21 protein-coding genes and 1 tRNA gene are annotated in these 23,672 nt (G+C 46.2%); 5 read left to right on the plus strand and 17 right to left on the minus strand.

The window, feature by feature from the left end:
• Positions 1 to 6: 6 nt before the first annotated feature.
• The 3 genes from C173_RS08925 to C173_RS08935 are packed head-to-tail and all read right to left on the minus strand — an operon-like array spanning position 7 to position 4,027.
• Positions 7 to 1,020 carry a FecCD family ABC transporter permease gene (locus C173_RS08925; RefSeq protein ID WP_036724162.1) on the minus strand — a complete coding sequence of 338 codons (1,014 nt, stop codon included), beginning with the start codon at positions 1,018 to 1,020 and terminating at the stop codon, positions 7 to 9.
• A complete protein-coding gene (locus C173_RS08930; protein WP_036724164.1) occupies positions 1,017 to 2,042 on the minus strand; it encodes a FecCD family ABC transporter permease in 1,026 nt (341 codons plus the stop codon). Before C173_RS08930 ends, C173_RS08925 begins: the two co-directional genes overlap by 4 nt.
• A 17-nt stretch (positions 2,043 to 2,059) precedes the next feature.
• A complete protein-coding gene (locus tag C173_RS08935) occupies positions 2,060 to 4,027 on the minus strand; it encodes an AraC family transcriptional regulator (protein WP_036724166.1) in 1,968 nt (655 codons plus the stop codon).
• 324 nt (positions 4,028 to 4,351) lie between these two features.
• Between C173_RS08935 and C173_RS08940 the strand changes: the two genes are divergently transcribed.
• Positions 4,352 to 5,821, plus strand: coding sequence for an RICIN domain-containing protein (locus C173_RS08940; RefSeq protein WP_442792630.1), 1,470 nt, complete (start codon positions 4,352 to 4,354; stop codon positions 5,819 to 5,821).
• Positions 5,822 to 6,040: 219 nt separating this feature from the next.
• Here the strand turns inward: C173_RS08940 and C173_RS08945 are convergent, their stop codons facing one another.
• The 9 genes from C173_RS08945 to C173_RS08985 form a co-directional block, all read right to left on the minus strand.
• Positions 6,041 to 7,273: a YbfB/YjiJ family MFS transporter gene (locus C173_RS08945; RefSeq protein WP_235191833.1), complete on the minus strand. Its 1,233-nt coding sequence runs from the start codon at positions 7,271 to 7,273 to the stop codon at positions 6,041 to 6,043.
• 274 nt (positions 7,274 to 7,547) lie between these two features.
• Positions 7,548 to 8,516: a helix-turn-helix transcriptional regulator gene (locus C173_RS08950; RefSeq protein WP_036724168.1), complete on the minus strand. Its 969-nt coding sequence runs from the start codon at positions 8,514 to 8,516 to the stop codon at positions 7,548 to 7,550.
• A 134-nt stretch (positions 8,517 to 8,650) separates the two neighbouring features.
• Positions 8,651 to 10,933 carry a glycoside hydrolase family 3 C-terminal domain-containing protein gene (locus C173_RS08955; protein ID WP_036724170.1) on the minus strand — a complete coding sequence of 761 codons (2,283 nt, stop codon included), beginning with the start codon at positions 10,931 to 10,933 and terminating at the stop codon, positions 8,651 to 8,653.
• Positions 10,934 to 10,959: 26 nt separating this feature from the next.
• Entirely contained in the window at positions 10,960 to 12,888 is a 1,929-nt protein-coding gene (locus C173_RS08960) for a BglG family transcription antiterminator (protein ID WP_036724171.1), read from the minus strand.
• Between the two features lie 139 nt (positions 12,889 to 13,027).
• Positions 13,028 to 14,449 carry a 6-phospho-beta-glucosidase gene (locus C173_RS08965; RefSeq protein WP_036724174.1) on the minus strand — a complete coding sequence of 474 codons (1,422 nt, stop codon included), beginning with the start codon at positions 14,447 to 14,449 and terminating at the stop codon, positions 13,028 to 13,030.
• A gap of 22 nt (positions 14,450 to 14,471) precedes the next feature.
• Complete coding sequence (locus C173_RS08970) at positions 14,472 to 14,789, minus strand: PTS sugar transporter subunit IIB (RefSeq protein WP_036724176.1); 318 nt, start codon at positions 14,787 to 14,789, stop codon at positions 14,472 to 14,474.
• A gap of 11 nt (positions 14,790 to 14,800) precedes the next feature.
• Complete coding sequence (locus tag C173_RS08975) at positions 14,801 to 17,347, minus strand: glycoside hydrolase family 2 (protein ID WP_036724178.1); 2,547 nt, start codon at positions 17,345 to 17,347, stop codon at positions 14,801 to 14,803.
• 41 nt (positions 17,348 to 17,388) lie between these two features.
• Positions 17,389 to 18,687 carry a PTS sugar transporter subunit IIC gene (locus tag C173_RS08980; protein WP_036724179.1) on the minus strand — a complete coding sequence of 433 codons (1,299 nt, stop codon included), beginning with the start codon at positions 18,685 to 18,687 and terminating at the stop codon, positions 17,389 to 17,391.
• Positions 18,688 to 18,761: 74 nt separating this feature from the next.
• The gene (locus C173_RS08985; protein WP_036724220.1) at positions 18,762 to 19,070 is read right to left on the minus strand and encodes a PTS lactose/cellobiose transporter subunit IIA; all 309 of its coding nucleotides are present in this window, start codon (positions 19,068 to 19,070) and stop codon (positions 18,762 to 18,764) included.
• A 585-nt stretch (positions 19,071 to 19,655) separates the two neighbouring features.
• Here C173_RS08985 and C173_RS33340 point away from each other — a divergent pair.
• Positions 19,656 to 20,093, plus strand: coding sequence for a helix-turn-helix domain-containing protein (locus C173_RS33340; RefSeq protein WP_063830898.1), 438 nt, complete (start codon positions 19,656 to 19,658; stop codon positions 20,091 to 20,093).
• Here C173_RS33340 and C173_RS33590 read toward each other — a convergent pair.
• The gene (locus tag C173_RS33590) at positions 20,048 to 20,260 is read right to left on the minus strand and encodes a helix-turn-helix domain-containing protein (RefSeq protein WP_076154267.1); all 213 of its coding nucleotides are present in this window, start codon (positions 20,258 to 20,260) and stop codon (positions 20,048 to 20,050) included. The genes C173_RS33340 and C173_RS33590 overlap by 46 nt on opposite strands.
• 102 nt (positions 20,261 to 20,362) lie before the next feature.
• On the opposite strand from C173_RS33590, the gene C173_RS08995 reads away from it, so the two are divergent.
• On the plus strand, positions 20,363 to 20,557 hold the full coding sequence (locus C173_RS08995; protein WP_235191834.1) for a hypothetical protein: 195 nt from the start codon (positions 20,363 to 20,365) through the stop codon (positions 20,555 to 20,557).
• Between the two features lie 147 nt (positions 20,558 to 20,704).
• Here the strand turns inward: C173_RS08995 and C173_RS09000 are convergent.
• The 3 genes from C173_RS09000 to C173_RS09010 form a co-directional block, all read right to left on the minus strand.
• Positions 20,705 to 20,790, minus strand: a tRNA-Leu gene (locus tag C173_RS09000).
• A gap of 186 nt (positions 20,791 to 20,976) precedes the next feature.
• Complete coding sequence (locus tag C173_RS34930; RefSeq protein ID WP_051477936.1) at positions 20,977 to 21,453, minus strand: WGxxGxxG family protein; 477 nt, start codon at positions 21,451 to 21,453, stop codon at positions 20,977 to 20,979.
• A gap of 75 nt (positions 21,454 to 21,528) precedes the next feature.
• Positions 21,529 to 22,215: a M15 family metallopeptidase gene (locus tag C173_RS09010; RefSeq protein WP_036724183.1), complete on the minus strand. Its 687-nt coding sequence runs from the start codon at positions 22,213 to 22,215 to the stop codon at positions 21,529 to 21,531.
• A 178-nt stretch (positions 22,216 to 22,393) separates the two neighbouring features.
• Here C173_RS09010 and C173_RS34635 point away from each other — a divergent pair, with 178 nt between their 5' ends.
• The gene (locus C173_RS34635) at positions 22,394 to 22,555 is read left to right on the plus strand and encodes a hypothetical protein (protein ID WP_200869526.1); all 162 of its coding nucleotides are present in this window, start codon (positions 22,394 to 22,396) and stop codon (positions 22,553 to 22,555) included.
• 42 nt (positions 22,556 to 22,597) lie between these two features.
• On the opposite strand, the gene C173_RS09020 is transcribed toward C173_RS34635, so the two are convergent.
• The gene (locus C173_RS09020; RefSeq protein ID WP_036724184.1) at positions 22,598 to 22,933 is read right to left on the minus strand and encodes a YolD-like family protein; all 336 of its coding nucleotides are present in this window, start codon (positions 22,931 to 22,933) and stop codon (positions 22,598 to 22,600) included.
• A 275-nt stretch (positions 22,934 to 23,208) separates the two neighbouring features.
• Between C173_RS09020 and C173_RS09025 the strand changes: the two genes are divergently transcribed.
• Complete coding sequence (locus tag C173_RS09025) at positions 23,209 to 23,634, plus strand: GNAT family N-acetyltransferase (RefSeq protein WP_036724186.1); 426 nt, start codon at positions 23,209 to 23,211, stop codon at positions 23,632 to 23,634.
• The last annotated feature ends 38 nt before the right edge of the window (positions 23,635 to 23,672 follow it).

Here is a 23,672-nt window from a genome sequence, read left to right on the forward strand (position 1 = left end):
GTCCTCCTAATTGGCCTTCGCTAGTAAATAAAGAAAGTACGGAACACTGATGACCGTAATGACGATTCCCGTCGGCACATCTCCCCCCAGGTTAACCGTGCGCGTAATCGTGTCAGCCAGCACCACGACTAATCCGCCGGTCAGGCTGGCAGCCGGAATGAGTAATTTGTGATCAGGCCCGACCAGTTTCCTTGCCATATGCGGAGCAATCAAACCAACGAAGAAGAAGCTTCCGCCAACAGCCACACTGCCAGAGGATAAAGCAACAGCAGCGATCGACAACCCCAAAAACTGCCGCTTCACGGAAAGTCCCAGCCCTTCTGCCGTCTGATAGCCCAGATGGAGGGTGTTCAGCATCCGGGACTTGTAGAAAATATAACCGATTAAAATCAAGACCCATGGTGCCAGTACGGCAATATAGCGCCAATCAGCGCCCCACAAGCTCCCCGCCAGCCAATTCAGCATGAAGTCCATCTGCGAATCATCCAGCTTGAGTGTCAGGAAGGTGGTCAGCGCCCCATACCCGCTTCCGAGTGCGACCCCGGTTAAGATCAGACCGATTGGCGAGAGGTTACGCCCGCGGTGATACGATAATAAGAAGATCAATCCCGCCGCCAGCAGGCCGCCAACAAAGGCCAGCAGCGGCAGGGCAATGAAGGAACTTTTTCCTGCCGATGCGATGAATACTACGAAGAACAGGACAAACAAACCCGATCCTGAACTAATCCCCAGTGTCCCCGGACTAGCCATGTCATTGCGCAGCAAACTCTGCATCACGACCCCAGCCGCGCCCATTCCCAGACCTACCAAGATCGACAGTACAATTCGTGGCATCCGAAAATCGAACAGGATAAGATTTTGCTTACCGGTGCCGTTACCCAGGAGAACGTTCAGCACTTCCTGCGGTGAAAGATTCATCTTGCCGGAATTCATGCTAATGATAGCAAACATAAGGATAAGCACCATAAGCACTACATTGACGAGGATACCCCGTTGCACCGTATAACGCTGCTTGATCATTCGAATTCCCTCCTTTGCCTGCGGGCCAGGAAGAGAAAGTACGGCACACCAATGATAGAAAAAATAATGCCAATCGGTGTTTCGAACGGCCTATTGATCAAACGGCCAGCCAGATCGGCCGATACGGTCAGCAACGCGCCATATAGCGCAGCCGCCGGAATAATGTACCGATAATCGACACCGACCATATATCGCACAATATGCGGGGTAATCAGACCCACAAAACCGATTGGGCCAACCACGACAACAGCCAATCCAGTCAGCACGAGCACGATAATCGTCGATAGCCCCTTGACCAGTCCGCTACGGATACCGAGTCCACTTGCCACATCCTCTCCCAGACTAAGCAGTGTAACAGAAGGAGCCAGCGCCAACGCCAGCAGTACACCACCAACAAATAGAGGGGAGATAATCAGTAATTCCTCCCACTTGGCCCCGGCTGTACTGCCTGCGGTCCAGAATGCCAATGCCCGGCCCAGGTTGTAATTGATCGCCAAATACTGACTGAGTGCGCCAAACAGCATGGAGATGGACAGCCCTGCCAGCACCAGCCGCTGAGGTGTCATCCCGCGCTTGCCCAGTGACGCGATGAAGTACGTGATCCCGGTCGCGAGCGCTGCTCCCAGACAAGCAAACAGCATCATCTGCCCATACGAATACCCCGGTAGAAAGGCCAGGCATAGCGCAATCGCGAATGCTGCACCAGAGCTGATCCCCATCAGCCCGGAGTCGGCCAGCGGATTACGCGTTGTCCCCTGCATGATTGCACCACAAACCGCAAGGCTACATCCGACGATCAGATCGGCTACGGTACGCGGAAGACGTAGGGTTTGAATAATTTGATGTTCAGTGAGCGTTGGATCAAATCGGAAAATAGCCTCCCATGCAGTCGCTAACCTCATGTCAGCGGCACCAAAGCTAATCGACGCCGCTGACATGAGAACCGTTAATCCAAGCCCTACCACCATGTACATGGTGAAGTTCACCAACCCGCGGCGATTTTGTTCAGGCTTGTTTTTCATCGTATTTCCAGATCCCCTTATTTAGCTAATGCCAGCAGTTGATTGACAATATGATCAATCAAAGCACTGGAAGTCATTATATCCGTGGACCAAGATAGCGATGAACCCACCGTTACGATCCGATTATGCTGCACAGCGGGTAGTGATTTCCAAACCGCATGATCAGCAGGAACTTCTGTATCTCCTAAGGCGATCAAATAATCTCCCATGTAAGCGGGCAAGACCTCCATAGAGATCTGTCCCCAATATTTATCTGCGTCAATAATATCAGATTGAACTTTTGACGGTGCCTTCATTTGAAGCTGATTATACATAAGCTCGCCAACCGCATGCTTGGCTCCAGCGATGGAGTTCGTTTTATCACCGAATTCTCCCATCGTAATCGTCACATCTGCAAGGCCGGCATTCTTAAGGGATAGCTTCGCTTCTTCGATTTTGTTAGCATAAGCACTCAAAACAGCCTCAGCCTCTTTCGGCTTATTCAGAACATTGCCAATAAAATGGATACGCTCTTCTGTAGTCATATCACCATAAGGGACATAAATGGTCGGGGCAATTTTGGATAAATCCTCATAATTCTCTTCGCCCCATGCTAATATGATCAGATCAGGCTCAAGCGTCATGACATCTTCCGGCTCCATCTTTATGTTAATTGAATCTTTAATCTCGGTAGAATACACCGCCTCTGTCTCGCCCTTTGTCGCTCTCGCCACACCATGAGGAGTTACACCCAAAGCTACCACATCACCAACCAGATAATCGACTACAACACGCTGAGGGTTGCTGGGCACCTCAACATCACCCTTTACAGTAGATATCGTTCTGGTCTGTGAGACTGCTTCTGAAGCCTTCGTCTCCTGTACTTCCGGTTGTGTCGTCTGCCCGGTCTCCGCAGGCGGATTCACCGTTCCCCTATTATTCGCTGGCGTCCCCGACGTACATGCCGTCAGCAACAGCATCAGGCTCATCGCCGCCACAAAGATCATTTCTTTACTTCGTACTTGTCCAAACATGCTTGATTCCCCATCTCTATAAGACTTGACTAGACTCGCCAGTTCCCTCTCATTGTAATGAAGATGAGAATCATTATCAATACCATCAACCTGCATGGATGGTGCGTTTATTTTCCGGTAATCACTCGGCGTCATCTTGTAATACTTCTTAAACATCCGAAACAGGTTCTTCTCATCAGCAAATCCAGATCCTGTTGCTATCTCTTTAATGGTTGCCTCCGTATACTTCAAGTCATGACAAGCAGCTTCAATCCTTCTCTGAATGAGGTACTCCTGTAAGCTCATCCCTTCCTTCTTTTTGAACAACCGCGTTAATTGCCCGCCACTGATCCCAAACATAGCAGCAATATCCTGGAACATAATCGGCTCCCGGTAATGTTTATCAAGATATATTTTGGCAGAACTGGCTGGAAAGGGCTGGAGATAGCGAATCTCGCCACCCTCAAAATCTCTGTACACCCTATGAATCAATTGATATAGAAAACTCTTGGCCTGAAGCTGATCCATCGCCTTGCCGTGGTTCCAGTCATTCAACATTTGTTGAAACCAATCGAGCAGCAAGATAGGATTACTTGGTGTATAACCAAACTGTTGAACAAATGGATTGACTTGCTCCAGTAATTGCTGCAGGTGCTTCTTGTGGAAAAGAGGGGATTCCGCTTTATAAAAGACCATAAAGGTCTTCACACGCTCCCTTTTAGGCCAAATACTGAGCAGGCTCCCCTTCCCGCCATGAACTAGACCGAAGCGTTCCATTCCGAATGTGGTTTCATTCAGTTGAATTTGCGCTTCCCCTCCACAGGCATAGATAAACATGCTGCTAGGCATTTTATACTGCTCCAAAGGGTAGGCGGACGCTATATTCTGAAAGCGTACATCTATTAATGTAATGATCGAACGTGTCCAAATGCGGGCCATCATATCGATCATCTCTGGTGTAAATATCTGCCTTGCTTCTGCTTCTTCTTGCATCAATCCGCGCTCCCTCATCTCACTTGTCCCAATTGATATACCGTCCCTAAAATGATTTTGATTATCATTATCATAATACTCAAGGTAAGTATATCATCATTAAGTGACATTGGGGGAGCAGGCAACGGACGTTATGCTTTGTATTCCAAAGCATCTCAGGTAGCTCTGGCGAATTGTTACAAAAGAAATATCCATTTTGTCTACAAATATCCAAATGTTTAAATTGATCGTAATTTGTATTACTGGTAATGTTTGGAGAGAAAGGAGGACATTCTTTTTGTTTTTTGTAAGCGCTTAACTAAATAATGAATGAAATGAAGGAGGATTACTCGAATGCATGTGAATGAATGGAAAAGAGCTAAAACACCCTTTATCCTGTTTCTGTCCCTTCTGTTGATTGTACTGTCCTATGGAGGATCTGGCTCCAAGAGCTATGCCGCTCCGCTCAGTCTCCTTAACGGGATTCAGTTCAAGGATACTTCAGGCAATCCGGTTAATGCGCATGGCGGTGGAATGATCAAGTCTGGCAGCTATTATTATTGGGTTGGGGAGAACCGGGATGGAACGAACTATGTATCACTTTACCGTTCAACAGACCTGAAGAACTGGGAATTCCGCGCGAATATACTATCCAAGAGCAGCGCCTCAGAGCTTGCAACCGCCAATATCGAACGCCCCAAGCTTCTTTATAATGCGGCAACCGGAAAATATGTGCTATGGGCGCATAAAGAAAACGGGGTAGATTACGGAGAAGCAAAAGTCGCTGTTGCCTCAGCCTCCAATATCGAAGGTCCGTATACGTATCAAGGCAGCTTCAGGCCTCTTGACTACGATTCCCGTGATATGACGGTATACAACGATAACGGCACCGCTTATCTGATATCAGCCACAAGGGTGAATGCCGATCTTAACATTTATCGTCTGACACCGGATTTTCTGGGCGTGGAATCACTAGTCCAGACCCTGTGGGCAGGCTCATACCGTGAAGCTCCTGCTATGTTCAAGCGGGGCTCTACCTACTTCCTGATCACTTCCGGCGCAACAGGCTGGACTCCTAACCAGCAGAAATACGCAACCGCTTCCAGCATAAACGGAACCTGGAGCGCCCTCTCCAATGTCGGAGATTCACGCGCTTCCGAGTCACAAGCCGCCTATATCATTCCTGTTGAGGGTAGCTCATCCACGTCCTATCTATATATGGGTGACCGCTGGGCCGGAGCCTGGGAGCGTCCCGCCAATGAATCCAAATACGTATGGCTGCCGTTGACATTCCCTTCATCGACCACCCTCTCCATGTCATGGTACCCGCAGCTTAACATCGACAGTGCAGCAGGAACGGTCGCAGGAACTCCTTTCACGGTAGACAGCAGCCTCACGTATGAGCTGATTAACCGCAAAAGCGAAAAGGCTTTGAACATTAGAGCGAGTGCAACAGCAAATGGTGCAGATGCCGAACAATGGACTGATACTAACTTATCGAGTGAACGTTGGACGCTGATCGACGCTGGCGACGGGTACTATAAGCTTAAGAACGCCAACAGCGGATTGATTCTTGGCCCTGAGAATGGCACTACGACCGATGGAACAGTCATCGAACAGTGGTCAGACGGGGGTTGGACCAGCCAGCACTGGCAGCTGATAGATGCGGGCGGCGGCTTCTTCAAGCTGAAGAACCGCGCTACCGGCAAATTGATAGACGTCTCCTCCGGCGCACTCACCGACGGTGCCAATGTGATTCAATGGAGTGACAACAACGGCTTGAATCAACAATGGCAAATCGTCGTGGCCAATTAATGAATGGTGCTGCTTCCTTCTCCAAGCGTTGTGGTCACTATGATTGATCGCGTGGTAGCGTTCACGGAGCGTCCATTCAAGTCCATTCGCTGATCTTTCTCAAAAAAAGGAGGCGTCACAGAAGCCATTACATGGCTTTTGGGACAGCCTCTTCTTTTATTAAATCCCTATTACTATAGCCCTATATGGTTCTTGGAAAAGCCTTCTGCGGACTCGCTGTTACTGCTTTATCTTTTTGCTCTGCTCCAGCAATTTCTGTTTGCGCCCAGAGATCAGGCTGGCAACTAACCCAAAGCCGTAGACTACCGCTCCGAATCCATAAGCCACTCCGTAGCCACCGAGATGATCAATCATCCACCCTGTCATTCCCGGACCCAGCATTTGACCTACCGCATAGAATATTGAGATAAATCCGATGGCAGTTGGAACGTACCGGGGATTGACTTGTTTCGCAGCCTTCAGCTGAATTAATGTAACCAGACCACCGATACTGGAGCCCCAAAGTACTGATGATGAGACGAACCCCGGAATACTATGATTCAGAAGCGGGATGATATCCCCTGCCGCCGCACAAGCCCAAACCAGTATAAACATCCGGTTTACACCAAATCGGTCGGACAGACTGCCCCAGACAGGGCCGCCTGCAATGCTGAAGATGCCAGCTATGGCGTACACCAGACCGGCAGCGCGGTCCGAAATCCCTTCAGCCAGCATGAAACCAGATTGATATAGATTGGGAACAAGATATGCTATACCTACTAGAAAATAGAGTACAGCCACCTGCATCAATGCTTTATTTTTTAACCACTTCGGTTTGTCTGTCTCCTTCACGCTCCCTACAATCTCGGGATTTCTCAGGATCAATAAAGCCGCGATTAGCACAACAAGTGAGATGATACCGAACCCTAACCAGACCGCACGCCAGCCTAGAACGGGGAATTGAGCGGTTAGTAAGGGTACTAAAAATCCGCTTAACAGCATCCCGATACCTGCACCACTTAGCAACATCCCGAGGACGATTCCCTTCTTGTCCGGGAACTGGCCCAGCATGAGGGACATGAGCGGAGTGAACACCAGTGCACTGCCCCCTCCGGCCAGGAACATGAACAGAGCCACCCAAATGAACGAATATGATCCGGAAAGGCCAAACATGCTGATGACAACAGCACAACCTCCTGCCATAAGAACAGCTTTGCTACCCCAGCGGACAGCGAGTATACCCGATAACCCGACCGAAGCCAGGTAGCCTAGAAACATGATCGTGCCAAGCATCCCTCCCTGTGAAATTGACAATCCGAGTCCGGCCTGCATATAAGGCAAAACTAGCCCGTAGGCCATTCGCGCAAACCCTGTCGTGGTCACAATCATCAACATCCCGGTCAGTACAAACGGCCAGAAAGATGGAAGAGAGGCTGAATTGAAGTTTGAATCAGAACTATTTTTTGAGCGCACCCGTGCACTCTCCCTTCTGTGAAAAAATAAAAAAACAACTATTTTTCTATTATGATTTTTACAGACTCCCCCCTCTACCCCAAGGTGGATTAAAATCCCCGTTTCACGGAATCCTTAAGATTCTCTGCAATTTAACCATCCGATTTCATGAAAAAGCCCTTCAGTAGGTTCTGAAGGGCTTTTTCTGTACCTGGCAAGTTCAGTTACTTGTGAAGAGAGAGAGTTAACCGGTAAGTTGACAGTCCGTTCTAAATAAAAGTCTGTCATTACCATATTATATCCGGGAAGAATTTTCACGTAGTAATGCGCTGGGATTTACTCCGAATTTCTTGCGGAACGCCTCGGCAAAATGGCTTGGATTCGAGTAACCCACTGCGCAAGACACTTCAATGACGTTGGACTTGCCGGCTTGAAGTAGCTTTAAAGCCTGCTCCATCCTCTTCTCTCGTAGGTATCCAAAGATTGTGTTACCATACATTTCCTTGAAGCCCACCTTGAGCTTGTAATCATTCAAACCGACCATACGTGACAGCTGCAACAATGATGGAGGATTATCCATCTGCTGCAGGATTATTCGGCGCGCTTCGCCAACGCGCAACTGGGTCTCTTGGCTAAGCCCTATCCGTTCCTCTTTTCCTTCAAGAAAAGTGCGGAGCGCCAGTTCCAGGAGTTCTAACACCGTATACTCCAGCTCAATATTATTCATCGTTCCATCTCTTAGGCTTGCTGCAATGTGGTGAAGCGAAGCACTGGCGGAAGCTGGCGGCTTCTCCTGAAGCAACCGATACGACTTTCCTCCAAGAAGGCTGTTAAAGTCAGCCTTTTGCACTCCCCCGATGGAGGTCATAAAATGATGAAACACGCCGACAGACATCCCGATGCCCAACATTCGAAAAGATTGTGCTTGGCCAAGCTCCAATCTCGCTTCCGAGGTATTAATCAGTTGCAAACTCCAATTGGCAGGCATGAACTCCTGACGAGCGCCAGGTACACTTATCTCCCTGCTACCCTCATAACAATACCCAAACTCTACCATTGGCGCGAGTGAATCTAGGCGTATATCATGGTTCTGGTACAGCTTATAGTCTGACATAACCATCTCCAACTCAGAGCGTGGGTACAACCGAAGTACCTGTCCTATTCCTGTCGTAGGGTGAAGCATATAGCTTGAACTTCCGGCTTGATGACCTCCTTCAAACTTTTCAAAGAAATGATTGAAATTATATTGAATCGAATTGTTCATAATTAAGCACTCCATGTGTTCTCTATATGATAATCATTCTCATTGTAATGAATAATTATCTTTTTGTCGAACGTTGAGGAGTTACTGGAATCTCTACTCTCCTTTGGCATCATGGACCGTCCGGGTAGCAATGCTTATTGACGTACTACTGCGTTAAGCTGCACAAGCAGCATGGACAATGCCTCTTCCGTAAGTTCTCCACCTGTAAACGGAATTAATGCCCTCAGAGGCATATACTTCATTGAGGCCTGTATCATCTCCCTAGAAATGGCGTCAGAGGATGCACTTTCGGCACTCTGTGGAGCCAATCCTTGAAGTTGGTCCAAGACTGCTAACGTCTTCGGATTCGAAAGCAATTCACCAAGGGCAGTATTCCGGTCATATGTCGGCACGATCTCCTCTGAAGTGGATACCACATGGAGCTTCGTCTGCAACGAGATGTCCCGCGAAGAGGAGCCTATTAGAATATCGAATTCTCCGCTCTCCACATGCCATGCTGTACGTTCAACACTGTAGTAGGCAAAACTGCGCTTGTCCAAGGTGAACGAAACGGTTGTTTCTTCTCCCGGTTCAAGAGCTACTTTGGCGAAGCCTTTAAGCTCTTTCTCAAGGCGGCTAACCTCAGACTCACAGTCATGAACGTACAACTGCACCACTTCCTTGCCAAAGATAGAACCCGTGTTTTTCACATTTACGGTGACGGTGAGCGTTTCGGTATCCTTAATTTCCGTCTGGCTCACTGTTAAGCCGGAGTATGCAAACCGGGTATAGCTTAAGCCGTAACCGAAAGGAAATAAAGGTTCAATATCCTTCATGTCATAATAGCGATAACCGACATACACCCCTTCCCGGTATTCGACACGGTCTCCATCGCCAGGGAAGAATAAATAGGACGGATTATGCTTCAAGGATTGCGGGAATGTCTCCGCCAGTTTGCCGCTCGGGTTGACATCTCCAAACAGCAGGTCAGCGATGGCTCCACCAGCTCCCTGACCACCTAAATAACCTTCCAGAACAGCCTTCACCTCACCCAACCACGGCATGAGAATAGGTGCTCCGTTGCATAGAACCACCACCACGTTAGGCTGAACTGCAGCAATGGCAGAAATAATCTCCTGCTGATTGACCGGTATATTCAAATGCGAACGGTCATACCCCTCTGATTCATAGCGGTCTGGCAAACCTACTACTAGTACGGCCACATCTGCAGCTTCTGCAGCCTTCACTGCTTCATCCAGCAAAGACGGGTTCGCATCATCTGAGCCCTGATCGTAACCCTGCTTAAAAGAGATCGAAGCTTCAGACCCTGCGGATATCGAAATTTGTTCATAAATACTGTCCAACTGTGTCGGTCTGATATGAGAGCTGCCACCACCTTGATATCTCACCTTCGTAGCAAGATCACCGATAACCGCAATCCGGCCACTTTTTCTCAATGGGAGAACTTGATCCTCATTCTTGAGCAAGACCATTGATTCTCCCGCAACCCTTCTCGCCAGCTTATGATGGGCTGTCCGATCATAACTAGTACCCTCACGCCTGGAATCGGCTGCTTTAAAGATGACATTCAAGAGCCTTTCCACAGCCAGATCAAGCTTCTCTTCTGATAATTCTCCTTGATTTACAGCTTTTATAATTTGCTTAGGTCCTTCGCCGTTAGAAGAAGGCATCTCCAGCTCCATACCGGCTACAACACTTGGCACAATTTCACTAACCGCAGCCCAATCGGAGACCACGATGCCTTCATGTCCCCATTCTTCTTTCAGAATCGTGGTCAGCAAGGTTTCATTTTGGGAGGCATACGTTCCGTTGACCTTGTTATAAGAGGACATCACCGTCCAGGGCTGAGATTGCTTTACCGCCTTTTCAAAACCGGTCAGATAAATTTCTCTTAATGTACGATCGTCGACAATGGCATCTGTTGTCATCCGCCGATGCTCCTGATTATTGACGGCAAAATGCTTCAGGGATGTGCCTACTCCCTGGCCTTGCACTCCTGCAATGTGTGCTGCAGCCAGTTCTCCCGTCAGGTAAGGGTCCTCCGAGAAATATTCGAAATTACGTCCGCAGAGTGGGGAACGCTTGATATTGACGGCAGGTCCAAGGACGACCGCTATATCTTCAGCCTGTGCTTCCTTGCCGATGGCTTCACCTACACTCTGTACCAGATCACGATTCCAGGAGCTCGCCAGACCAGCAGCGGAAGGGAAGCAGGTAGACGGCACACTCTCATTAAGTCCCAGATGATCCGGTTCTCCAGCCTGCTTGCGGAGACCATGCGGACCGTCGGTTAATGTAATAGATGGAATGCCCAATCGGTCTACGGCTTTTGTTGACCAGAAGTTGGACCCCGAGCACAGCTCCGCTTTTTCGGTTAGGGTCATGTTACTTACTATCTTTCGAATATCACGTTCCATTAGTCTCTTCACTCCTCAATAATTAGTTAGGATTTTGTCCGGAATATATGATGGATTTGCTGATAATTTTGGCATTTAATTAATTTCTGAACCAGATTAGCATCATCCACTACTCGGACGAGAAGATCATACATAGTAGTCAAATCACCTGCCTCGCCATCTTTTGCGATACACAGCAAACAGATGAATTGTACAGGTTTTGATCCCCAGTTTACTGGCTTTTGCAGTGTACAGATTGCCCAAAAAGTATGTTCAGTTTGAGGTAAAATAGGATGTGGGATAGCTACGCTATTCCCAAATGAAGTTGGTGTCACCTCTTCTCTCTGCACAACAAGATCATAAAAATCCGGTCCAACCAGCCCCTTGTGCTGTAACTGATCACAAAGGAAATGTAAAATCTCTTCGCGAGAATTGAAATCACAGGATATAAATGTTAAATCTTCCTGTAGATACTCCATATCGTTATCAGAAACACCTGTAATAGCCTGTTCAATCCTCATTAAATCACTATTTCCAAGCAGTGAATTAACAATAATGACCTGAACAGAGATATCAAGAGCTATGGGAACCGTACTGATAATCAAATCAATGTTATCCAGATCCGTGTGAGCCAGCTTATAATATCCGACCGTGTCGACAATATCCAGCCGAACTCCAAATTGAATACGCAATTTATGAAATAATAATCTGGCACTGCCCACACCAGAACTACACACGATGATACAGCGCTTCGGTGGATAAGATTCCCTCCTGCGTTCCATAGCCGCTCCAATGTGCAATGCCAGGTAACCAATCTCATTCTCAGAAACATGACGCCCCATCTTCTGTTGAATAACCATTCCAGCGATTACTCCACCTTGAAATGCTAATGGGTAGGTCGATTGGATGGATTCCAGCATTGGATTACGCAAGCTCATTCCATAGCGAATTCTATTAAGAGCAGGCCGAAGGTGTAGACACAGACTCTTCAGCAGTTCTGGATCACCGCTTATGCCAAGCTTAAGCTTGGACTCGATAGCCTTCATAATATCCATTGCATATTGATAGGTATCTTTATCCACCCAACGAGTAATCTCCCGTTCATCCGTTCCCACTGCGGATAACAGTTTGGTACCAAGCAGATGCATTGTGATATACGTTATCTCAGTCTCTGGAAATTTTAGAGACAATAACTTTTCAATGTCAGTAACGATGGTTCTGGCAGCCTCGTATTCCTGCTTTTGTTCCATGAAATGATGCTCACCCGGTAATTCAATGATATTATGATTATTTTTAATCCGTTGACAAGCAATGGCAATATGAATAATCAGGTTGTTGAGTCCGGTGTCCGACAACTCTACACCGTAGTTCTGTACGTGCTTTGTGACCGAAGATCGAATGACGGTAAGATCATTTTCTAGAAATGAGAACAAATTAACGTACATAGAATCGGAATGAATGTTCTCGCGGTCGAATAAAAGTTCAGACATTCCAAACCGTATTTTCATTTCATCACCCCTTATTCTTAGCCCGTGATGAGGTTTTGCTTCAACCGTAATATGGTAAAGTTCAAGCTTTTTTTTAACCTCCTTGAGGTCGTTCTGCAAGGTGGATTTGCTAACATACATCATATCTGCCAATTCTTCCGAGCGAATGTACCCATTAGCAGTAAACATCAGATGTATAATTTTGTTAACTCTGTTATCTGGATTTGCATAATTAACGGGCTTCTCATCCCGAAGTTGACCTGCCAACCATTCGCGAAACAGCGAATCATCTTGAATTCGGAGCTGATACCCTATCCCGTGGACTGGCTCAACCTCTGCGCCATGTTGTTTCAAAATACGGTTTAGGGAATGGATATCGCTCCGGGTAGTCCTGGAAGTAACATTATTTCTTTCCGCTAAAAACTTACCATTAAGCGGAGCATCCGCAGCTAGCAGTAGTCGGAGGATCGTCGTTTGCCGTGCATCCATAACTATCCCTCCTTGCAACATATTATCTTGCCTCACTCTTCCCTTAGCCTACCCCGGTTTTACAATTATCGGGACTGGGCGGCATTGTAAAAAAGTAGTGGATCTCTCCTAACTAGAGGCCCACTACTTGATTAAACAATTAAAGTATTTCTCCATTGGATTCAATCACTTGTTTATACCACTCGAAGCTTTTCTTTTTAAATCTCGCCATTGTACCTTGTCCTTGATTATCTTTGTCCACATAGATAAATCCATAACGTTTCTTCATTTCACCCGATGAGGCACTTACAAGATCGATAGGTCCCCATGTCGTATATCCAAGCAGTTCAACTCCATCTGCGATGGCTTCTCTCATTTCCACAATATGCTTGCGTAAATAATCAATTCTATAATCGTCGTTGATTACATTACCTTCTTCTACTTCATCTACTGCACCCAAGCCATTTTCAACAATGAACAGCGGCTTTTGGTAACGGTCATATAAGGTGTTCATTAAAATTCTCAGGCCCTTTGGATCGACCTGCCATCCCCAATCCGAAGATTCCAAATAAGGGTTTTTAACAGCTTGGAGTACGAGATTACCATCAGCTCGATCCAAATCTTCCTTAGATGTGGTAATGACCAAGCTCATATAATAACTGAAGCCGATGAAGTCAACGGTTCCTTCCGACAGTATGCCTAAATCATCCGATTCCATTCTAAGGCTCACATTATTTTCTTTATACGTACGATTCATGTAACTCGGATAATATCCTCTGGCTTGAACGTCACTGTAGAACAGTGAAGCTCTATCGAATTTCATGGATTCAAAGACATCGTCGGGATTGCAGGTGTAGGGATAAGACACCATTCCTGCCAACATGCCTCCGATTTTAGCATCAGGAATAATTTCATGACAAGCCTTAACCGCAAGCGCACTGGCAACCAGCTGATGATGCGCGGCCTGTGCCTTAATCTGTTCCTTATGCTCCCCTTCTGCATAAATGATTCCTGCACCGGCAAAAGGAGCATGTGCTATTACATTGATTTCGTTGAAGGTGATCCAATACTTCACCTTTTTTCCATACCTTCTGAATAAGACTTTGGCATACTTTTCGTAGTAGCCTATAATTGCCCTGTCTCTCCAGCCTCCATATTTGTCAACCAAGCTGAGCGGCATCTCATAATGTGAAATGGTTACAATCGGTTCAATGTTGTACTTTAAGATTTCATCAAATACATCATCATAAAACTTCAGGCCTTCCTCATTAGGCTCGCTCTCATCACCGTTCGGGAAAATTCTTGACCAGGCTACTGACATTCGGAAGCACTTAAAGCCCATCTCAGCAAACAAGGCAATATCCTCTTTATATCGGTGATAGAAATCAATAGCTTCATGATAGGGATATATGTTTCCTTCAACAACGGACAGTTTTTCCGGAATTTTGCCCATAATACCATTCTCCAGTACATCTGCTGTCGACAAGCCTTTCCCGCCTATATTATAGGCACCTTCCGTCTGATTGGCCGATATTGCTCCTCCCCAGAGAAAGTGTTCAGGAAATTTGTTTTTTTCGTTCATTGCAAACACCTCTAACTTCCATTTATTTCTTGTAATCTTCGATTAGCTTTAATGCAAAATCCAAAACCTTCTCACCGTTCATCATGCCATAATCCATAGTGGGGATTACCGCAACAGGTATTCCTACAGAATCACATAGCTTCTTAGAACTTGCTAATTTGAAGCCTATTTGCGGACCTAATAACGCTACGTCCATGTTCTCTAATTGTTTGGACATCTGGCCTTCCGACATCGCTTCAATATTAACTTCCAATCCTATAGTCGCTGCCGCTGCTCTCATTTTGGTAACCAGCATGCTTGTTGACATCCCTGCCGAGCAAAATAACTTAATAGTTGTCATTAGAACTCTCCTTAATATTTGATAACAATATTGTCCAATAATCCCGAAGGCTGAATTTCTTCACCGTAAGAAAAGTAATCCCTAAGCTGCTTATCCAACGTATTCGTTACATCCACGCATATTGTATTCATTCCTGATTTAAGAATATTGTGGGCTTCAAAATGATAAGGTGGACAGATCCTGGTGCCAATAAATGTGCCGTTTATAGTGACATCAGCTACTTCAAACACTCTTCCCAAGTCCAGAATGACTGCATTAATATCTTGATCCAATTGGACTTCAGTTTCATATCTGAATGTTCCCGAGAATTTAGGCAAGTACTTGGTTAATGATAAATTCTCCAGCTGCTCCATGGTGAACGCTTCTCTAAAATCAGGATATTCCTGAGCATTTGCAATACTTACCTTATAGGGTGAGTCAACTACCTTCACTTTATGACCAATTATAAATTCTGTACCTACAATACTTGCATCAATCTCTCCCAACACATAGACAAATGATTCGTATGGAGACAATACAAGCGGGAAGCTCTTGCCGTCATACTCCACTTTGGTGATCTTATTATTAAGAACATCAAATTTGTATATGGGCTTATCCGATTCAATCTTAATTGAGGTCTGAATCATATTCAACGGATCCTCATTAAAGAACATTAAATACTCTCCGTCCTCATGGGCAAAAGAAGCAAATCTCAAATAGGGTTCGGAAGTTGCCGCCTCAATATGGTGTAACTGATTGGCTTTCATGTAATGAGACAGCTCATCCAGTTTTACCACTTCCACATGAGACATTTGATTGAGTAAATCTGTATTGCTGCTATTAAATAGTTTGCTAGGCAATGCATCTATGCAGATAATTCTCAGATGAGAATTTGCGGAAGCAATAATGAATTGAGCCAATTCCTCACTGATACATTCACAATAAGGGAGGATTAAGCACTTGTACTCATAGCCATTCACATGCAGATAGTTATCTAATACGGTAAGAAAGCTATCCTTGAATGTAAAGACATCATTAGGTAAAATATGAAAGTCAATCTGCTGCTGGGTCAGTACCCTTGCCGGTTTTTGCGTCAGCATGAAGTCTCCAGTCCATTCAGCCTCCGCATGATATAGAATGGCCGCAGTCGGTTTTCCTTTCGTTCCACTGAAGAGTGTGCTCATTTTATTGACATATTTCATTAAATCACCGAAATACCTGAATTGAGGATCATTTCCATTGGCATAGAAGTGTGGAGGGCAATCCATATCAGGAAATTCTTTCAGTGAGAAGGCATGTGGAACAAAATAACTCACTCCGCGGATTAAGAAATGATCCACGATCCACTTCATCATCTTCACGCCCTCGTACCAGCCGTAAGCGCCAAATACTTCTGCCATCGTTCTGCCTTTCTTCTTGGGATCAATTGCCCCTAGAGATGAGGCCATCTTCACTAAGGCATAATGGAAGAACTCGCTGTCCCACGTACCTCTGAATGTAGGATGTTCACCAGAATCCATTCCCGGAATCAGTTGATTCAGCACAACATCGACGCCCGCCATATCCTGCCCCGCCATCGCTCTGAACAGATGCCCGGCACCCACACCAAGTCTGGCATTGGAATCACGGTCTTCAATAACATGGCCCACATACTCAACATTGCGTTCCCTGCACCAATTCCCCAAGTTATCACTAAAGCACTCTTTGTACAGTGTGGTACAGATATCCATAAAGACATGTCTGATTTCAGGACTGCATGTTTCGTCATACCACAGAGAGGATAACTGCAGCAGGTAATCCTTACCCAATCTTAATTGCAACATTTCTTTAACCTGCCTGCTCCAGGGAAGCGGCATTAATTTACCAATCCTGCTGTCATTCCGTACTCCTTTTTCATTCATAAATCCAGGCTCATCCGAGAAGAATCCCGCAATTGTTCTCCCGAATTCTTCTTTATACCGTTGGTAGTGTGGCTCATATACCGCTTCAATTAATACATCGCAGGATTCTTTGTCCACCATATTAATATAATCCGGATTATAATCCACTTTCCTGGACTCATAGAGTAGATATACTTTCCATGAACCTGCGGGAATATTAAAGTAAATTATCTCATCATCGATTTGATCCTTCAGATCAATGATTTTATCGTCTTGCTTGGCGTAAACAGCGATTAATCGGGCAGTGGGATCGAATATATTGGCTGTCATAACCCCGATGCTATCCTTGGGTCCAAAGACTTCGACAACCCGGTGTGTCAAGAGTGTTTTTAGCCTGTCGGGATACTTCTCCTTAACCAGACCATTCGCATAGCCTGTCGGGAAGTGTGAATCATCCAGTATCCAAATCTTCATATTCAACCGTTTGGCTTCTCTAATGATAATATCCAGATCAGCCCACCATCTGTCACCCATAAAATCCGGATGAGGTCTTGATTCCAGACACACCGCACCAATATGGCTGTCATGAATTTTTTGCATGTAATCCACTAGTACTTCTTCTGACTCTCCATGCATCCAAAAAAATGGGAAAATAAAATTTTCGAATTTATTAGCATAAATATCGCCTATTTTATTCATTTCCCCACCTCCCTCCACTTATCATCACTCACATGTAGACCTTATTGAGCTGCCATCTCAGCAGCGGATTCTTCTTCAACAGCTTTTTTATCCATTATTCTAAAGAACGGATAGTATATGACCAATGACAGCAGGACTCCGAACACCTGGTACAACCCTAACCTCCAGCCTCCATTAAAGAAGCCTTGAAGCACTAATGGTGTGCCCATGGGCGCCCCGATTCCATTCGAAATTGGCAATATTCCGATCGTAACTAAAATGTATGCCAGCCCGATTAGCAATACAGGAGTAAATACAAATGGAATAAACAGTAACGGGTTCAACATTACAGGAAGCCCGAAGATAACAGGTTCATTTATATTAAAGAGAGAAGGAATGAGCGCCATTTTGCCAAATACTTTATATTGCTTTGATTTAGCTTTAAAGGTCAGCCAAATCACTAAACCTATAGTTGAACCGGCACCACCGATAGTAGCCACTGCACTTACCCAGTTAAGAGTCACAATATTGGGCAAATCCGCATTGGCCATGCCTGCAGCAACACCAACCATATTCTCGGCATCAAGTGCCGCCCAGATAGGAATCACCACTGACATCACTGCCATGCCATGAACCCCGAAGAACCAGCACAACCCAATCAATACATAAACCAGCAATGCAGCCCAGATACTGGATCCAAGACCTGTAAGAGGAATTTGAATCAGTTTATAAATGATTTGATGCATGTCCCCGAAGCTGGTTAAGGATAGCAGATAAGAAATAGCGGCAAAAAGGATGCCAATAACAATACCTGGAATAATGCTTACAAAGGATTTGGATACAAATTCCGGAACCCCTTCAGGCATTTTAATCGTTATATTCCGGTTAATAATCAATACATACAATTTGGAAACTACAATAGCGACGATCATTGCGGTGAATAAGCCCTTTGGCCCTATCCAATCCAACGGCAAATTCGTAACTGCCATGTAGCCCTCTCCTGCGACTGTCAATGGAGTAACGATAAAAAAGCACATGAGGCTGATTGCACCTGCTGAGAATCCATCTTTATCTTCATTTGAGACATAGGAATAAGCAATGGAAAATGCTGCGTATACCCCCAGCATATTTGTTGTAACGTTGAGCAGAGTGTTAAATACTCCTTTTAAATTAGAAGACACTAAAAAGTTCTGATAAGCATCGAATGGCAAACTGCTCAATATCGTTGAAAAAGCACCCATCATCATGATTACCATCAAACCCATAAGACCTTTAGAAACCGATTGCAAAGCTTTGTTCGAAGATAATTTCGCTGCAAGCGGAACGACCATTTTCTGTAATATCCCTAAAAATCCGTTCATACCTGACCCCCCATTAAAATGTTTAGGGAGCCTTTAGCTATCGCATAAGGCTAACCCCGAATGATCCTGACTATCTATTTCTTGTTAACCTCATACAATTCAATAAATTCTGCAGCCAGATCTTTGACAGTCATAGCATTCATCAGATGGTCCTGGGCATGTATCATTAGAATCGTGATCTCCTGCTTACTTCCTCCTGCTTCCTCCTGAATTAGACCCGTTTGAATTTTATGAGCCATTCGCAAAACATCCGAAGCTTCCTGCAGCATTTTTTTGGCCGCAATAAAATCATTAGTTTTCGCCACTTGAATCGCTTCCATCGCTTTACTTCTAGCTTCTCCAGAATTGGCAATCAGCGTCATAATTTTCTCCACGTATTCCATTCCATCACCTCTGCGTTTTTTCTCTCTTATCTGTCTTGCTGTCCTTGTTACAAGGTAAGTATAATTTGATATCGCTTTCAATTGAACCCATTCTTTTTCACCTACCTGGGGGAAAAAGAATGGCATTGCTTTGATTCCCCGTTTGCAACTCTTCACGAACCTTGAAAAATACATGCTTGACCTAGCTAAGCAACACACTCTATCAAATCCGCCATCAATGAAAACGTTATTCTTTATAGAGTATACAACGTGGATTTAGCCAGTATAGATAACTTATGGTTGAACACAAAGCACTTTATAAATGAAGGAGATGAGGAAGTGAAAAGGAATATAGAGAGGCTATATCATGGCAGAAAAAAGAGTATCTGAAATCATAGAGATTTGGAAGGAGCTATTTTCAGAGGAGGCATCTATATTCAAATATGGGTTTCGCTTGGGAGTAACAGGATAAATCACCTTAAGTGCTTTTATCCACGGTTTAACCACACTCCGTATCAATTCTCTACTATAAGCATTTAAATCCGTACTATATCCTGTTGAGCCTCCTACCAAAAAATTCTATCGTTTGATTAGGGGTGAAGGGAAATGAACAGCATTGAATCTATTGGGGAAAATATCAGGATTTTAAGGTTGAAAAATGGTTTCAGTCAGGAGCAGCTTTCACTAAGTGCAGGGGTAAACACATCTTACATCGTGCAGATCGAACGTGGAGAAAAGAACCCTATGATCAAAATACTAGAGCAAATATCGATTGCTCTGGAGATCACCTTAGTTGATCTATTAACTTTGTATGATCCGAAGGGAGGTGTGGGAAGCGGTTGCCATCCGTCAGCTTTAACTATAACCCCTGAAACCATTAAGCAGTGTCTACTGGAAGTATTGATGGACAACACCAATATGATTATTGAAAATAAGAAAATACACAATCCCCAAACAAAAAAGAGCACCCCCAAAGGCACTCTCCCACTCCCAGATTCCTACTCCCCCGGAACATACTCCACCAACTCCGACAGCTTACACTGAAACGTATCACATAACCTGACCAGCGTCTCCAGCTTAACAGTCTCCAAGTCCGTCTCCCGATAGAGTTTGTTAATCGAATTCCGGCTCAGGCCTGATTTCTCCATTAGCTCGGTGATGTCGTCGATCCGGTGTTTGGCCATTAGGATTCTTAAGTTGCTTCTCAACATGAGGCGTAGCTCCCCTCTAGTTATTATGTATGTATAGTTATGCTCCACATCCTCTTTGAAGCGATGTACCGGGAACTGCTGGATATAGATCCTACATATAAAATGCTGCTGCAAGAAAGTGATCAGTACTTCCACCAGCTTAGGAACGCCCTACCCGAGGACCAGCAGGATTCTGCTTTCCAGTATGAAGACACGCAGTTCTCTCTTCAAGTCATTACTGAGCGCTCCATCTACCTGCAAGGCTTCAAGGTTGCGCTCTATCTCTTCAATGAGCTGCGGAGTTCCTCTCCTGCATAATTCTATCTTAATTGCACAATTTCCTGTCTCTATCGTGAACTCTGTTTCTATCCTAAATTCTGTTTTTATCCTGTACTCTTGTTTTCGATATCAGTATGTATAGAAAAGACGCATTCAGCAGAATGCGCCTTTCTCTATTGCTATTTATGCCGAGGACGGGGGTCGAACCCGTACGAAGGTCACCCTTCGCAGGATTTTAAGTCCTGTGCGTCTGCCTGTTCCGCCACCCCGGCATGTTATGATGCGCGAACTAACGCGACAAGAAATATAATATCATGTATCCGGGGGATACGCAATTCCTTTTTTTAATATTGTTGCAGACGCAGCAAACAGCCCGCTCAGCCGAGACTGACACGGGCCTTTTGCTCGTCTTACCGAATCGGATCTGGTCAGATCCGTTCTGCTGTGCGCTGCTCGGACTAGTGGCGGTCACGCTCACCAGTTCTGCTGCGCATGCCGGCCAGACCCAGGAGGCCTAGGAGACCAAGCCAGCCCCAGTTGGAGCGGTTGTCGTTGTTGGTGCCTGTGGTGGTCGTGCTCTGTGCCCGGTAGCGGCCCGTTGTGTTATTGTTGGACAGCGGGGAGACGGAGCTGTTGTCGCCGGTACGGATTTTGTCCTTCATGATGGATTCGGTCTTGTGCATCGAATCTCTGGTCTCATTCATCATGGTGTTGCCCCGGCTATCCATCATACGGTCATCCAGATTGCCCATATTCCCCATGTTGCCCATCCGGCCGTCAGTCGTTGTGCTGTGCATGCCCGGAGCGGTGGTGCTCATAACGCCCGGAGTCGTAGTTGTCATACCGCCCGGCGCTGCTGCGGAGATGTCACCTGCTCCGAGCAGACTCATGGACAGGACCGTACCGCAGGCAAGACTTGTGATCAGCTTGTTCAAAATGTTGTGCCCCCTTCATGGATGTGGTTAATCGCTGATAATTTCCCCATCCGGGACAGCATCTATGCAGAGAAGTTATTCCTTCACAATGTTCACTGTCTTGCTGGACGCATTATACGTGACCTTGGCTCCAAGTGCTTCCGCAATCGCTCGTACAGGCGCATAGGTTACTGCCTCGTCCATGACGCCGGTCGTCAGCTTCTTTCCATTGAGCGTAATATTTACCGGGATATCCTTGTTCACCTCTGGCTCACCTCCGGTTATACGGCTTAGTGCGGCTGCACTCTGCTGGGCAGTGGGCCGTCGGCCTGCCTTCAGGTCCTGGATGCTAAGGCCGAAGCTCATCTGCAGATGAGCGTAATCCTTGAAGGAGGTCCAGTCCCCGCCCCATTCGAATCCCAGCTTCTTCCCCTCCTGCACCACCTCTTGCCAGTCTGCCACCTTGTCGCCATCCCCGTCACGTTTCATATCCCAGGACACATTCCTGCCATCCGGCAGGAGCAGCGCAAAGTCTATTGCCAGTCCGTAATTATGGTAGCTGTCGCCTCCCCGGGCATTGGTTACAATGTCGCCCTTCTTGGTTCGCCCTTGAGCATATAGCTCATTCTGCTGCGCTATCGTGCGCATGCCCTGCGTAATGAGGATCGGTACCCCCCGGTTATAGCTCCGTCTAATCAGCTCGTTCGCCCCGGCCAGTACGGCCGGATGCAGCTTCGCCAGCCTTGCGGCGGACTTCTGCTTGACCTGCTCCAAAGTAAGCATCTACTCACCCCCTGGTATAGTAAATGCCCGCTTAGGCCGGATTGCTTGCACCAATGACCGTTTTTTTCACAAAATAAGCTGTGCAGCGTCCTATCTCCCCGGATGAACTGTGCGCCTACAGGCCAGAATAAGAAGACAGACCGTAAGTCAGGTCATTCAAACGAAAAGGGGGATGAACATGGAGATACACAGCGACAGCTACAGAATAGCCCCGCTTAGCGATCAGGAGGATGTGGTGGAGGTAATCCGCCAGGCGGAATCGGAGATTGCCCGGATGACCGGGAACCCGGAAGTCACGCTGATTGCCTATGAGAAGACGGATGGACACCGCAGCAAGTAAATGAAGCGTGCCCGTGCTGATCCCAGGCAGATAGCTTACCTTTTAGACAATATAAGCCTCCACAATGTCATCTACAAGCAGCCACTTCCATTCCTCCGCCCACTGCAGCTTGAATTCCCGCGAGTGGGTGTGAATGGAGGTCACGAACCCGCTCAGCTTCACCTGCTCCTGAGGATCATACAGCACCAGCGTTACCCGCACATGACTCCGCAGCGATAAGGCCAGCGTATGCTCAATCTCTTCCAGCTTCTGCTCATCCAGAACCGGCCTCAGGCTATGCCAGGTCTCCCGTTCGTCCCTCCTGATCCCGCCCTTATGCTCCGTCAACATGATTCGGCTGCTCTCCCGCAGACCGCCCGCTTCAAGCTTCTTGCCCATTGCTATTCCCCCACTCTGATGTTTATAACCCGGACTACATCATCTTTCCGCTCATAAACCGAACGTATGTTTGTATTATATCCGCGATTCAGCTTGTTAAGCAAGCAGAAATTAATGTCAGGTCAAGGACGCAGAAGGAGGGCTTTAACTGATCATTACAAAGGGTTGAGCTAGCACCACACCTGCATTGAAACAGCCATACTGTGGTTCTAGTAATTTCGCTAATCTGATGCCATCATTAGGGGAAAGGGGTAGAAAGGACGGAGATGATATTTATGATTAGAGCAGCAAATGTGGAGGATCGAGAGGGTATTTCCAGACTATTGACGCAGTTAGGTTATCCGGATACCGAGCTTTATATGAAAGAGAATATAGAAAGACTTCTTGCTGACCCCAATGAGGAGTTAATGGTCTATGAAGCGGAAGGAGGTGTTATCGCCTGTCTTTCCCTGCATTATATCCCGCAACTGGGCCTGAGAGGAGATATCGCCTCCATTAGTTATCTGGTTGTGGACTCCTCAGCTAGAAGTAAGGGAATTGGACAGGAATTAGTGGAATCCGCTTCAGCTTCCGCCACCCGAAGAGGATGTGCCAGTATCCAGGTTCATTGCCATGCCAGAAGAATAGCGGCTCATACATTTTATGAAAGACAAGGTTTCAGGGAGGCCCCAAAGTACTTCTCAAAAAGATTGGACCAATAATTCAATCGGCAGCAAAAAGACGCCTACAGTAATGCTGT

The organism is Paenibacillus sp. FSL R7-277, assembly GCF_000517965.1.
Lineage (GTDB): Bacteria > Bacillota > Bacilli > Paenibacillales > Paenibacillaceae > Paenibacillus_AQ > Paenibacillus_AQ silagei.

Bases quoted from the DNA above. Each gene is read 5' to 3' on its own strand.
- C173_RS08925 (WP_036724162.1), bottom strand. From the start codon at position 1,020: ATGATCAAGCAGCGTTATACGGTGCAACGGGGTATCCTCGTCAATGTA.
- C173_RS08930 (WP_036724164.1), bottom strand. From the start codon at position 2,042: ATGAAAAACAAGCCTGAACAAAATCGCCGCGGGTTGGTGAACTTCACC.
- C173_RS08935 (WP_036724166.1), bottom strand. From the start codon at position 4,027: ATGCAAGAAGAAGCAGAAGCAAGGCAGATATTTACACCAGAGATGATC.
- C173_RS08950 (WP_036724168.1), bottom strand. From the start codon at position 8,516: ATGAACAATTCGATTCAATATAATTTCAATCATTTCTTTGAAAAGTTT.
- C173_RS08955 (WP_036724170.1), bottom strand. From the start codon at position 10,933: ATGGAACGTGATATTCGAAAGATAGTAAGTAACATGACCCTAACCGAA.
- C173_RS08960 (WP_036724171.1), bottom strand. From the start codon at position 12,888: ATGGATGCACGGCAAACGACGATCCTCCGACTACTGCTAGCTGCGGAT.
- C173_RS08965 (WP_036724174.1), bottom strand. From the start codon at position 14,449: ATGAACGAAAAAAACAAATTTCCTGAACACTTTCTCTGGGGAGGAGCA.
- C173_RS08970 (WP_036724176.1), bottom strand. From the start codon at position 14,789: ATGACAACTATTAAGTTATTTTGCTCGGCAGGGATGTCAACAAGCATG.
- C173_RS08975 (WP_036724178.1), bottom strand. From the start codon at position 17,347: ATGAATAAAATAGGCGATATTTATGCTAATAAATTCGAAAATTTTATT.
- C173_RS08980 (WP_036724179.1), bottom strand. From the start codon at position 18,687: ATGAACGGATTTTTAGGGATATTACAGAAAATGGTCGTTCCGCTTGCA.
- C173_RS08985 (WP_036724220.1), bottom strand. From the start codon at position 19,070: ATGGAATACGTGGAGAAAATTATGACGCTGATTGCCAATTCTGGAGAA.
- C173_RS33340 (WP_063830898.1), top strand. From the start codon at position 19,656: ATGAACAGCATTGAATCTATTGGGGAAAATATCAGGATTTTAAGGTTG.
- C173_RS33590 (WP_076154267.1), bottom strand. From the start codon at position 20,260: ATGTTGAGAAGCAACTTAAGAATCCTAATGGCCAAACACCGGATCGAC.
- C173_RS08995 (WP_235191834.1), top strand. From the start codon at position 20,363: ATGCTGCTGCAAGAAAGTGATCAGTACTTCCACCAGCTTAGGAACGCC.
- C173_RS09010 (WP_036724183.1), bottom strand. From the start codon at position 22,215: ATGCTTACTTTGGAGCAGGTCAAGCAGAAGTCCGCCGCAAGGCTGGCG.
- C173_RS34635 (WP_200869526.1), top strand. From the start codon at position 22,394: ATGGAGATACACAGCGACAGCTACAGAATAGCCCCGCTTAGCGATCAG.
- C173_RS09020 (WP_036724184.1), bottom strand. From the start codon at position 22,933: ATGGGCAAGAAGCTTGAAGCGGGCGGTCTGCGGGAGAGCAGCCGAATC.
- C173_RS09025 (WP_036724186.1), top strand. From the start codon at position 23,209: ATGATTAGAGCAGCAAATGTGGAGGATCGAGAGGGTATTTCCAGACTA.